Source organism: Nocardioides sp. J9, from assembly GCF_007829375.1.
Lineage (GTDB): Bacteria > Actinomycetota > Actinomycetes > Propionibacteriales > Nocardioidaceae > Nocardioides.
The window spans coordinates 9,304-21,139 of sequence record NZ_VLJQ01000119.1 but is presented as its reverse complement, the minus strand read 5'-3'; the positions used below and the strand labels follow the sequence as shown (position 1 = coordinate 21,139).

Here is an 11,836-nt window from a genome sequence, read left to right as displayed (position 1 = left end):
CCCGCGGCGACCTGCTCGCCACCGTCGAGGTCCAGGTGCCCGCCACGCTCGACGCCGAGGCGAAGGCCGCCCTCGAGGCGTACGCCGCCGCCACGGCCAACAGCTCGCTGCGCGCGGGCCTGTTCGAGGACGCGACCTGATGGCCGGSCGCCGCCCCCAGCCCACCCCGCCCGCGCCCGACGACGCGGTCTTCGTGATCAGCGTCGCCGCGCAGCTCAGCGGCCTGCACCCGCAGACCCTGCGCACCTACGAGCGGGTCGGCCTGATCACCCCGGGCCGCACGGGCGGCGGCGGCCGCCCGATCTCGGTGCAGTCGGGCGGCCGTCGCTACTCCTACCGCGACGTCGAGCGCCTGCGTGCCATCGCCGAGCTCACCGCCGCCGGCATCGGCATCGAGGGCGTCAAGCGCATCCTCGACCTCGAGAACGCCGTCGACGCCCTCCGTGCTCGCAACACCGAGCTCGTCGCCGAGCTCGAGGCCACCCGCGAGGCCCTCCGCCAGGCCCTCGCCGCCCGCCCCACCACCCCCGACCGCCTCCCTGCGCTCCGGCAGCAGCCGTCGAGCAGCCAGGCCGTCGTCGTCTGGCGCCGCCCGCGTTGATGGCGCGAGCGCGTCGCCTGTCGAGGGCTGCGCGCAGGCGCTCGCAGGCTCGGCCCGCACGTGCCCTCGACGCGCCTGCGGCGCAGGCGCCACGCGGCCGCGCCGCAGCTGGCTTTCGTAGGTCCTGCCCCCGGCCTGGCGGCAAGCCTGGGAGGGCGCTCGTTCGCCTCTGTCGCCGCGAGGTGTGGGGGTTCGCGCCGCGAGGTGTGAGGGTTCGCGCCGCGAGGTGTGGCTTGTGGCTCTGCGAGGTGCGCCTCGTGGTGGCCCGAGGTCGTGCGAGGTGTGCCTTGTGGCGGTACGGCGGCGGCGTACCTCGCCCTCGCGCCGCCGGGACGCGCACGTCGTACGACCACGACCCGCACCTCGTACGACCACGACCCGCACGTCGTGCCACCACAACCCGCACCTCGCGCCGCCACGACCCGCACTTCGCGGTACGAACCCTCACACCTCGCGGTACGAAGCCGCACACGTCGGGGCGGTGGGGAGGAGTGGGAGGCGAGGTGGGGGCGGGTGTGTGCGACAGGGTGTCCTGAGATCCCTGTCGCATCCGGGAGCGCAGGCACTAACCTCGGGCCCACGGGACCGTTGGAGGCATGGGGCGCGCAGCGGGACTCAAGGACGAGGGGTGCACGTGGAGACGGTGCTGGACTGGCTCGCCGACTGGGCTGCCCACGTGAACTGGGTCTACTTCGTCTCGATCCCGATCTTCACCGGCGTCATCGGCTGGCTGATCAACTGGTCCGGCCTGTGGATGCTGTTCAAGCCGCTCAGCTTCCACGGCATCCGGGTGCCGGGGCTCAAGGAGCTGGCGGGCGTCATGCCGCGCAAGGTCCAGGAGATCCCCGGGCTGATGGAGGGCGGCATCGGCTGGCAGGGCATCGTGCCGGCGCGGGCGGCGAAGATGGGCAGCATCGCGGTCGACAAGGTCATCGCGAAGCTCGGCACCCCGGCGGAGTTCTACGCCCAGCTCGAGCCCGACCAGATCGCCGAGCACATCGTCAACGTGTTCCGCCCGGACCTGCCCGACCTGGTCCACGACGTCATGATGCGCGAGCACCCGCGGCTGTGGCGCGACCTGCCGCGGCCGGTGCGGCAGGCGGTCGTCGACCGGGTGCAGGCGGTGGTGCGCACGATCACCGACGAGATCGGCGTGCACATCGACCAGCTGCTCGACCCGAAGATCATGGTCATCGACCACTTCCGCAACAACCGCGACCTCGTCGTGCGGGTCTTCAAGGACGTCGGCCAGCGCGAGCTCAACCTGATGGTCGCCTTCGGGTTCATCTTCGGCTTCCTGCTGGGCATCCCCGTGGCGATCGTCGACGTCACCTTCCAGATCTGGTGGCTGCTGCCGATCCTCGGCGTCGTGGTCGGGTGGATCACCAACCTGCTCGGCATGTGGCTGATCTTCGACCCGCCGGAGGAGAAGCGGATCCTCGGCATCAAGGTGCAGGGCCTGTTCCTGCGCCGCCAGGACGAGTGCGCCGAGGTGTACGCGCGGATCATCGCCGACGACGTGATCACCCTCGAGCGGATCGGCGACTTCCTCATGGACGGCCCGCGCGGTGACCGCACCCGGCAGATGATCGCCACCGCGATGCGCCCGGCGATCGACCGGGCCGCCGGCCCGCTGCGCGGCGCCGTCAATGTCGCGATGGGCGGGCGGCGCTACGACAGCATCAAGGAGTCGTTCGCCCTCGAGGCGGTCGGACGCACCATCACGCCCTTCCGCGACCCCGGCTTCAGCAAGCAGCAGGCCGAGAAGATCCGGGTCCTCATCGCGCGCCGCACCAAGGAGCTGCCGCCCCGGGACTTCGTCGAGATGATGCGCTCGGCCATCAAGGAGGACGAGTGGATGCTCTACCTCCACGGCGCCGTCATGGGCGCCGCCGGCGGCTTCCTGCACGTCGGCCTGTTCGTGTGGGGCTGGATCCCGGGCCTGCCGACCCACTGACGGACCTGCGGACTGTGTGGAGGCACGTGTGACGAGCGAGACGCGGAGCGCTGGGACGCAGCCGTCGTTGGGGGAGGATGTGAGCGTGGTCAAGGACAACTTCGCCGACGACGGCCTCGACGCCGACGGCCTGCCCCGCCTGCCCGCGACCATCGCGCCCGCCGTCGCGGAGTCGCTGCCCGGCCTGGCCCGGATCGCCGGGTCGGCGGTCGTGCACACCGCCGGCTGGGGCCTGCGGGCCACCACCCGCGGCTGGATGCGCGTCGGCAAGGCGGTGACCAACCGCGAGGAGGCCACCTCCCTCGTGCGCGAGGTCGGTGCCTACGTCAACGCGGTCGGTGAGGTCGCCCGCCAGGTCTCCGACGGCGTCCCCGTCGCCACCGCGCTGACCCGTGCGGGCGAGTCCCTCGGCGGTACGTCGTCCCGGCCGGCCCCGTCCGCTCCGCCGGTCGTCGACGGCCACGTCGTCAGCCACCACCGCCAGCCGAGCCTGCGCGAGCGCGGCAACGAGCTGCTCGAGCGCTCCCGCGACGTGTGGAGCACGGAGGACCGGCACCCGGCCTACGACCGGATCCTCGACGAGCTCGCCCCGGACGAGGCGCGGATCCTGGTCATGCTGCTGCGCAACGGCCCGCAGCCCAGCGTCGACGTGCGCACCGGCGGCCCGGTCGGCATGGTCAGCAGCCAGCTGATCGCGCCGGGGCTGAACATGATCGGCCCGCGGGCCGGCCTGCGCTACCTGGAGCAGGTGCCGTCGTACCTCAACAACCTGTTCCGCCTCGGGCTGGTCTGGTTCCCCCGCGAGCCGGTGCAGGACCACCTCGAGTACCAGGTGCTCGAGGCGCAGCCGGACGTGCTCGCCGCGATGCACTCGGTGAAGTTCGCCAAGGTCGTGCGCCGCAGCATCCACCTCACGCCGTTTGGTGAGGAGTTCTGCAAGCTCGCGCTCGTCGACGAGGAGACCGCGTCGAGCACGGACCTGCCCGAGCACGAGGCGCCGCCGGACCTCGACGCCTGAGCCGAGGCCCGGCTCAGCCGACCCGGCGCAGCACGAACGGCGTGCCCGGGCGGCGCAGCCCGGGCCGGTCGACGAAGGTCATCCCGACGACCGTGCCGTCCGGCGCCTCGCGCAGCTCGTCGCGCACCCACCGCCACGGCCGGGGCGCGTCGGCGGGGTAGCCGACCACCAGCGCCGGCCGGCCGTCCGCCAGCGAGGGCTGCACCGACACCGTCATCGGCAGCGTCTCGGTGAGCCCGGGGCCGCCGGCAGCGTCGCGCAGCAGGTTGACCCCGCGCACCACGCCGTCCTCCAGCCGGAACCGCTTGCCGAACCAGCGCGGCAGCCCGACCAGGCCGAGCCCGCGCGGCGCGACCTGGCGCAGCGGCCGGACGAAGGACGCCTCGAGGTCGCCCAGCACCTCCTCGGGGGCGAGCGGGCGCAGCCCGGACCACGCGCGGAGCAGGCCGGGCACGGTCTGCGGCAGCGGTGCCGGGCCCGCGGGCCCCGCGGCCGGTGCGGGGGAGGCAGGGGCGACGGCCCGGGCCGGCTCCGCCTCGATGGGCGTACGACGGGGGCGGTCTCCCGCCGGCGCCGGGAACCGCGCCGCGAACCGCTCGGCCAGCGCGGTGATGGTCAGCGACGGGTTCACGCCCAGGTTGGCCGGCACCACGCTGGCGTCGGCGACGTAGAGGCCGGGGTGGCCGAACACCTCGTGGTCGCTGTCGACGACGCCGCCGCGCGGGCTGGTGCCCATGACCGCGCCGCCGAGGACGTGCGCGGTCACCGAGAGCCCGCCGACCGACTCGCCGAGCAGGTTCAGCGGGCGCCCGCCGGAGGCCGCGGCGAGCGCCCGGGTCACCTCGTTGGCGACGGGCAGGAAGCTCGGCGGCGCGCTGTCGCCGACCAGCCTGGAGCGCAGCACGCGGCGCCACGGCCGCACCGGCGAGCGACGCAGCTCCATCGCGAGCTCGCTGTCGTGGTCCTGCATCACCGTCAGCACGGTGAGCCGGCGCAGGAAGCGGCGGGCGAAGGTGGTGCGCGCCTGCCGGTCCGGCCGGGCCAGCAGCCGCAGCAGCGTGCGCAGCGCCCGGCGGCGCGGACGGTCGTCGTCGACGAGCGGCCCGACCTGCAGCCGCATGTGCCAGCCGCCCAGGTAGCGGTTCTGGGTGACGTGGGTGCGCGGGTCGGGGTGGAAGTCGCTGGAGATCGTCGGGCCGCGCGACAGGTCCTCGCCGGGCGGCTGGAGCACCGCAGTGATCGCCTCGCTGTTGGTGCGCACGTGCCGGCCCAGGACGGGGGAGACGTGCGGCAGCGTCCCGAGCTCGTCGCGGCAGCGGGCGAGCAGCTCGATCGTGCCGAGCGCGCCGGCGGCCAGCACCACCCGCGGCGCCCGCCACGTCGCGTGCTCGCCGCTGCGCCACGGGTGGCGGGTGCGCAGCTCGTAGCCGCCACCGGGGAGCGGGACGACGGCGGTCACCTCCTGCTCGGGGACCACCCGGGCGCCGTACCGCTCGGCGAGGTGGAGGTAGTTGCGGGTCAGCTGGTTCTTGGCGCCGTAGGGGCAGCCGAGCAGGCACTCGCCGCACAGCCGGCAGCCGGTGCGCTCGGGGCCCTCGCCACCGAAGAATGGGTCCGGCTCGGTGACCCCCTCGCGGCCGAAGTGGATGGCCAGCGGCACCGGGCCGAAGGTGTCCTCCGCGCCGACCGCGCGGGCGGCGGCGCGCAGGTGCTCGTCCATCGCGCCGAGGTGCGGGCTGGTGACCCGGCCGAGCATCCCGGCGGCCCGGTCCAGGTGGGGGCGCAGCTCGCTGCGCCAGTCGATGCCCAGGCGGGTCATCGCGGTCGCGTCGTAGAAGTCCTCGCGCGGCTCGAGCAGCACGCCGGCCCACACGATCGAGCCGCCGCCGACGCCGGTGCCGCCGATGATGCCGACGTGGCGGAACACCCGCTGCCAGAAGAAGCCGTGCAGGCCGAGCGAGGGCTGCCACAGGTACGCGCGGGGGTCGCGCCGGGCACGGAGCAGGTCGGCGTCGCTGAAGCGCGGTCCCTTCTCCAGGACCAGCACCCGGTGCCCGGCCTCGGTCAGGCGCAGCGCGCTCACCGCCCCGCCGAAGCCGCTGCCGACCACGACGACGTCGGCGTCCCACCCCTGCGTGCTGCCCGCGCTGGTCTCCACCCCCGCATGCTAAACCGTCCGACCGGACCGTAAGTGCCCGACCCTTGGCGCGGGTCGGTGCCGGCGGCGAGCGGCCAGAAATGTGCAGAGTTGAGTGGAATGGACTCAACTTTTTGTATGTTGTTCCCATCAACGAGGGCGCCTCGCCAGACCCGGGGCGATCCGCGACGATGAAGAACCACAGCAGCGAGGGAGCACACCACCCATGAGCCAGTTCGGGGCCGACACCTTCACGACCCGCAGCCGCGAGGCGATCGAGGCTGCCCAGCTCGCCGCGACCACCGCGGGCAACTCGACCGTCGAGCCGGTCCACCTCCTCGTCGCGCTGCTGCTGCAGCAGGACGGCACCGCCGCCAACCTGGTCGCGAAGGCCGGCGTCGACGTCTCCGGCGTCGTGCACGCGGCGGCTGCCGCCCGCGACGCGCTGCCCAAGGCCAGCGGTGCCACGGTCAAGCAGCCCGCCGGGTCGGCGGCGCTGACTCGCGTGCTCGCCGCCGCGCTCGACCTCGCCCGCTCGATGAAGGACGACTACGTCGCGACCGAGCACCTGCTGGTCGCGCTCGCCACCGTGGAGTCCACCGCCCAGCAGGTCCTCACCGACGCCGGGCTCACCGCCGACGTGCTGCGCGAGGCGGTCACGGCCGTCCGTGGCAACCGCCGGGTGACCTCGCAGGACGCCGAGTCGACGTACGAGGCGCTGGAGAAGTACTCCGTCGACCTCACCGCCGCCGCGGCCGAGGGCAAGCTCGACCCGGTCATCGGCCGCGACGCCGAGATCCGCCGGGTCGTCCAGGTCCTGTCCCGCCGCACCAAGAACAACCCGGTCCTCATCGGCGAGCCCGGCGTCGGCAAGACCGCCGTCGTGGAGGGCCTCGCCCAGCGCGTCGTCGCGGGCGACGTCCCCGACAGCCTCAAGAACAAGCGGGTGCTCAGCCTCGACCTGATGGGCATGGTCGCCGGCGCGAAGTACCGCGGCGAGTTCGAGGAGCGGCTCAAGGCCGTGCTCGACGAGATCAAGCAGGCCGAGGGCCAGGTCATCACCTTCATCGACGAGCTGCACACCGTCGTCGGTGCGGGCGCCGGCGGCGACTCGCAGATGGACGCCGGCAACATGCTCAAGCCGATGCTGGCGCGCGGCGAGCTGCACATGATCGGCGCGACCACCCTCGACGAGTACCGTGAGTCGATCGAGAAGGACCCCGCGCTGGAGCGCCGCTTCCAGCAGGTCTTCGTCGGTGAGCCCTCGGTGGAGGACACCATCCAGATCCTGCGCGGCATCCAGGAGAAGTACGAGGCGCACCACGGCGTGAGGATCACCGACGCCGCGCTGGTCGCCGCCGCCACCCTGTCCGACCGCTACATCTCCGGTCGCCAGCTGCCCGACAAGGCCATCGACCTCGTCGACGAGGCGGCGTCGCGGCTGCGGATGGAGATCGAGTCCTCGCCGGAGGAGATCGACCAGCTCCGCCGCCAGGTCGACCGGCTCAAGATGGAGGAGTTCGCGCTCGCGAAGGAGAGCGACGACGCCTCCCGGGAGCGGCTCGACGCGCTGCGCGCCGACCTCGCCGACAAGGAGGAGGAGCTGCGCGCGCTCGAGGCCCGCTGGGAGCGGGAGAAGTCCGAGCTCGAGGGCGAGGGCGCGCTGCGCCGCCAGCTCGACCAGCTGCGCATCGAGGCCGACAAGCTGACCCGCGAGGGCAACCTCGCCGGTGCCAGCGAGATCCTCTACGGCCAGATCCCCGCCCTGGAGCAGCAGATCAAGGCCGTCGAGGCCGCCGGCGAGGCCGAGGTGCCGGGCGAGAAGCTCGTCGGCGAGGAGGTCGGCGCCACCCAGATCGCCGAGGTCGTCGAGGCCTGGACCGGCATCCCCACCGGCCGGCTGCTGCAGGGCGAGTCGGCGAAGCTGCTCGAGATGGAGCAGGTCATCGGCGCCCGGCTGATCGGGCAGCACGACGCCGTCCGCGCCGTCAGCGACGCGGTCCGCCGCGCCCGGGCCGGCATCTCCGACCCGAACCGGCCCACCGGCTCGTTCCTGTTCCTCGGCCCCACCGGCGTCGGCAAGACCGAGCTGGCGAAGTCGCTCGCGGACTTCCTCTTCGACGACGAGCGGGCGATCGTCCGCATCGACATGAGCGAGTACGCCGAGAAGCACTCCGTCGCGCGGCTGGTCGGCGCGCCCCCGGGCTACGTCGGGTACGACGAGGGCGGCCAGCTCACCGAGGCGGTCCGCCGGCGCCCGTACTCCGTCGTCCTCCTCGACGAGGTCGAGAAGGCGCACCCGGAGGTCTTCGACATCCTGCTCCAGGTGCTCGACGACGGTCGGCTCACCGACGGCCAGGGCCGCACGGTCGACTTCCGCAACACGATCCTGATCCTCACCTCGAACCTCGGCTCGCAGTTCCTCGTCGACCTCACCCTGTCGCCGGAGGCGCAGCGCGAGTCGGTCATGGGTGTGGTGCGGCAGTCGTTCAAGCCGGAGTTCCTCAACCGCCTCGACGAGATCGTCACCTTCGACGCGCTCACGATGGACGACCTCTCGCACATCGTCGACCTGCAGCTGCGGGCGCTCGAGGCGCGGCTGTCGGCCCGGCGGATCTCGCTGACCGTCTCCGACGAGGCCCGCGCCTGGCTGGCCGAGGTCGGCTACGACCCCGCCTACGGCGCCCGCCCGCTGCGCCGGCTGATCCAGACCTCGATCGGCGACCCGCTCGCGCGGATGCTGATCGGCGGCGAGGTCACCGACGGTGGCGCGGTGAAGGTCGACCGGGGCGAGGACGGGCTGGTGCTGACCACCTGATCACGGGCTGATCACGGGCTCGACGGGTGCAGGAATCCCCGGCTGACCGGGGATTCCTGCGCCTGTTGACGTTTGCAACGGCCGACAACCGCAAGAAAACGTCGACATGTGGCCGTGCGGTGGGGCCGTGGGGCGGTCTGGTGGAATGGGGCCCATGACCAAGCAGCAGCCCCGACCGCCCCAGGCGACCTTCGCCGGGGTGTTGATCATCGGCGGGTCCGTGCTGCTGATCCTCGCCGCCTGGCAGCGGATCTCGACCCTCCACACGCTCGACGCGCAGCGCGACGTCGAGACGTGGCTGTCGACCAACAACCTCGAGGGCATCACCGTCGACGGCATGCTCAGCGCGCTGCGGGTGCTCTGCATCGTCGGCGCCGGCGCCGCGGCGGCGTCGATGATCCTCGGCTTCCAGGTCTTCAAGCGCTCGACCACGGCACGGATCGTGCTCGCCGTGCTGGCACCGCTGCTCTTCGTCGGCGCCGTCGCCAGCGACCTGTTCATCGCCGTGATGGCGGTCTTCGGCATCGGCCTGTTGTGGGCCCAGCCCACCCGGGACTGGTACGCCGGACGCCCCTGGCTGCAGGCCCACCTCGAGCGCCGCGCCGCCCGGTTCGGGGCGCCCCGCCCGGGGGCGCCGACGCTGCCGGACCTGCCGGGGCAGCCCGGCCGCGCCGACCAGCCCGGTCCCGGTCACGACCACGCCGGCCACCCCGCGCCCCCGCCGGGGCAGCAGCCCGGCCACGCCTACCCGCCGCCCCCGCCGNCGCCCGGGGGCCCTCGTGGCCGCCTGCATCCTCACCTGGGTGCTGTCCGGGATGACCCTGGTGCTGACCACCCTCACCGCGGTGCTCGTCGCGACCCAGGGTGGCGAGGTGTTCGACCAGTTCCGCGAGCAGGAGCCGGACCTGGTGCAGTCCAGCGGGATGACCGAGCAACAGTTCGTCGCCACCTTCCTCGTGGTCGCGATCGGCCTCGTGCTCTGGAGCGCCGCGGCGCTCGTGTTGGCGGTGCTCGCCTTCGTCGGCCGCGGCTGGGCGCGGATCACCCTCGCCGTGTCCGGCGTCTGCGCCGCCCTGCTCACCCTGGTCATGGCGATCAGCGGCCCGCCGCTGCTGGTGCCCGCCATCGCCCTCGGCGTCGGGACGTGGTTGCTGCTGCGCCCCGAGGTCGCCGCGTGGTTCGCCACCGTCCGGCGTCGCTGACCGAGCACCCCGAGCACCCGAGCACCCCCGGGCGGCCTGACGCGCCGCCGCGCAGGCTCAGGCGTGCAGGTCGGCCCGGCCGAGCCGGGCCACGGCCTCGGCGATCACCTCGGGCCGCTTGCAGAACGCCCAGCGCACCAGGTGACGGCCCGCGCCCGGCGCGTCCGGGTCGTCGTAGAACACCTCCGACGGGATCGCCACGACCCCGGCCCGCTCCGGCAGCGCGCGGCAGAAGTCGCTGCCGCTGCTCCAGCCGAGGGCGCTGACGTCGGTGGTGGCGAAGTAGGTCCCCTCCGGCGGGTACGTCGTCAGGCCGGCCGCCTCCAGCCCCGCGACCAGCTCGTCGCGCCGCTCCCGCAGTTCGGCCGCCAGCCGGCGCGGGAACCCGTCCTCGTGGTCGAGCGCGTGCGCCACCGCCGGCTGCAGCGGAGCCCCGGAGGTGAAGGTCAGCCACTGCTTCGCCGCCATCACCGCAGCCACCAGGTCGGCGGGGCCGGTCGCCCAGCCGACCTTCCAGCCGGTCACCGACCACGACTTGCCGGCGCTCGAGAGCGTCAGCGTGCGCCCGGCCATCCCGGGCAGCGTCGCGATCGGGACGTGCCGGTGGTCGTCGAACGTGAGGTGCTCGTAGACCTCGTCGGTCACCACCAGCAGGTCGTGCTGCTGCGCCATCCGGGCGACCGCTGCCAGCTCGTCGGCGTCGAGGACCCGGCCCGTCGGGTTGTGCGGGGTGTTGAGCAGGATCAGCTTCGTCCGCGGCCCCACCGCGGCCTCGAGCTCGGCCGGGTCGAGCCGGAAGTCGGGCGCCCGCAGGGTCACCGGCCGTCGTACGCCGCCGGCGAAGTCGATCATTGCGGTGTAGGAGTCGTAGTAGGGCTCGAGCACGACCACCTCGTCGCCCGGGTCGACCAGGCCCAGCAGCGCGCCGGCGATCGCCTCCGTGCAGCCGGTGGTCACCACGACCTCGCGGTCGGGGTCGAGGTCGATGCCGTAGTGCCGCTGCTGGTGCCGGGCGATCGCCTGCCGCAGCGCCGGCACGCCGACGCCCGGTGCGTACTGGTTGGCGCCGCCCCGCAACGCCGCGCCCGCGGCGTCCAGCAGCGACGCGGGCCCGTCGGTGTCCGGGAAGCCCTGGCCCAGGTTCACCGAGCCCGTGCGGACCGCGAGCGCCGACATCTCGGCGAAGATCGTCTCGCCCATCCCGGAGACCCGGGCGGCGTTGCGGGCAGGGCGGCCGGTTCGGCGGGCGGAGGACTCCACGGACCCGAACCTACCCGGCGATAACCTTCCCGGGTGACGACCACGGACACCGCCCTCGCTGCCGACATCGACGCCACCTGCCGCCTCACCGGCGAGTTCACGCTCCGCTCGGGCCAGGTGAGTAACGAGTACTTCGACAAGTACCTCTTCGAGGCCGACCCGCAGCTGCTCGCCCGGGTCGCCCGCGAGGTCGCGCAGCTGCTCCCCGGCGACGCCGAGCTCCTCGGCGGCCTGGAGATGGGCGGCATCCCGATCGCCACCGCCGTCAGCCAGCTCGTGGGCATCCCCGTCGTGTTCGTGCGCAAGAAGGCCAAGGAGTACGGCACCGCCAAGCTCGCCGAGGGCCCGTCCTTCGACGGCAGGAAGGTCGTGCTCATCGAGGACGTCATCACCACCGGCGGCGCGGTCCGGGACGCCACGAACGCCCTGCGCGCCGGCGGCGCCGTCGTCGACACCGTCGTCTGCGCGATCGACCGCAGCCCCGAGGGCGAGAACCCCCTCGCCGACGTCCAGCTCGAGGTCCGCGCCGTGCTGACCAAGGCCGAGCTCGACGCCGCCCGGGCACGCGCGTAACTGCGCGAGCGCTGCTCTCGTCGGCGCGAGCGTGTCGCCTGTCGAGGGCGGCGCGCAGGCCTCGCAACCTCGGCCCGCACTTGCCCTCGACGCGCCTCCGGCGCGGGCGCCACGCTGCCGCGCGCGCAGTTGGCTCCGGTAGATGGCTGAGTCCGCCTGGCGGCAAGCCTCGGGTTCGCTGCGCCCTGCTCCCGGTGGTTGAGGTGCGAGGCCGCCCGCGGCCGAGCCTCGAAACCTCCGGGCCTTTCGGGCGGGCTGTGGTGGGCACAG

Annotated in this window: 9 protein-coding genes; 6 read left to right on the top strand and 3 right to left on the bottom strand. The window is 73.5% G+C overall.

Annotated elements, in window-relative coordinates:
- Positions 1-139 precede the first annotated feature (139 nt).
- From L615_RS20170 to L615_RS23895, 3 genes are all read left to right on the top strand, one after another.
- Positions 140-601, top strand: coding sequence for a heat shock protein transcriptional repressor HspR (locus L615_RS20170; protein ID WP_145725803.1), 462 nt, complete (start codon positions 140-142; stop codon positions 599-601).
- Between the two features lie 634 nt (positions 602-1,235).
- The gene (locus tag L615_RS20165) at positions 1,236-2,558 is read left to right on the top strand and encodes a hypothetical protein (protein WP_261376784.1); all 1,323 of its coding nucleotides are present in this window, start codon (positions 1,236-1,238) and stop codon (positions 2,556-2,558) included.
- A gap of 85 nt (positions 2,559-2,643) precedes the next feature.
- Positions 2,644-3,576: an Abi-alpha family protein gene (locus tag L615_RS23895; RefSeq protein WP_036517409.1), complete on the top strand. Its 933-nt coding sequence runs from the start codon at positions 2,644-2,646 to the stop codon at positions 3,574-3,576.
- A gap of 13 nt (positions 3,577-3,589) precedes the next feature.
- Here L615_RS23895 and L615_RS20155 read toward each other — a convergent pair whose 3' ends face one another.
- Positions 3,590-5,734 (bottom strand): GMC oxidoreductase, encoded by a 2,145-nt coding sequence (locus tag L615_RS20155; RefSeq protein ID WP_222430635.1) that lies wholly within the window; start codon positions 5,732-5,734, stop codon positions 3,590-3,592.
- A 205-nt stretch (positions 5,735-5,939) separates the two neighbouring features.
- On the opposite strand from L615_RS20155, the gene clpB reads away from it, so the two are divergent.
- Positions 5,940-8,531 carry an ATP-dependent chaperone ClpB gene (gene clpB / locus L615_RS20150; RefSeq protein ID WP_145726261.1) on the top strand — a complete coding sequence of 864 codons (2,592 nt, stop codon included), beginning with the start codon at positions 5,940-5,942 and terminating at the stop codon, positions 8,529-8,531.
- Here the strand turns inward: clpB and L615_RS20145 are convergent, their stop codons facing one another.
- Entirely contained in the window at positions 8,532-9,056 is a 525-nt protein-coding gene (locus L615_RS20145; protein WP_145726260.1) for a hypothetical protein, read from the bottom strand.
- A gap of 254 nt (positions 9,057-9,310) precedes the next feature.
- On the opposite strand from L615_RS20145, the gene L615_RS23575 reads away from it, so the two are divergent.
- On the top strand, positions 9,311-9,733 hold the full coding sequence (locus L615_RS23575) for a hypothetical protein (RefSeq protein ID WP_186449952.1): 423 nt from the start codon (positions 9,311-9,313) through the stop codon (positions 9,731-9,733).
- 57 nt (positions 9,734-9,790) lie between these two features.
- Here the strand turns inward: L615_RS23575 and L615_RS20135 are convergent, their stop codons facing one another.
- Positions 9,791-10,993 carry a pyridoxal phosphate-dependent aminotransferase gene (locus L615_RS20135; RefSeq protein WP_261376783.1) on the bottom strand — a complete coding sequence of 401 codons (1,203 nt, stop codon included), beginning with the start codon at positions 10,991-10,993 and terminating at the stop codon, positions 9,791-9,793.
- A gap of 33 nt (positions 10,994-11,026) precedes the next feature.
- Between L615_RS20135 and pyrE the strand changes: the two genes are divergently transcribed.
- A complete protein-coding gene (gene pyrE / locus L615_RS20130; RefSeq protein ID WP_028655303.1) occupies positions 11,027-11,566 on the top strand; it encodes an orotate phosphoribosyltransferase in 540 nt (179 codons plus the stop codon).
- Positions 11,567-11,836: the final 270 nt, after the last annotated feature.

Excerpts from the sequence above, each read along its gene's own strand:
- clpB (WP_145726261.1), top strand. The coding sequence starts at position 5,940 with ATGAGCCAGTTCGGGGCCGACACCTTCACGACCCGCAGCCGCGAGGCG.
- L615_RS20145 (WP_145726260.1), bottom strand. The coding sequence starts at position 9,056 with ATGCCGAAGACCGCCATCACGGCGATGAACAGGTCGCTGGCGACGGCG.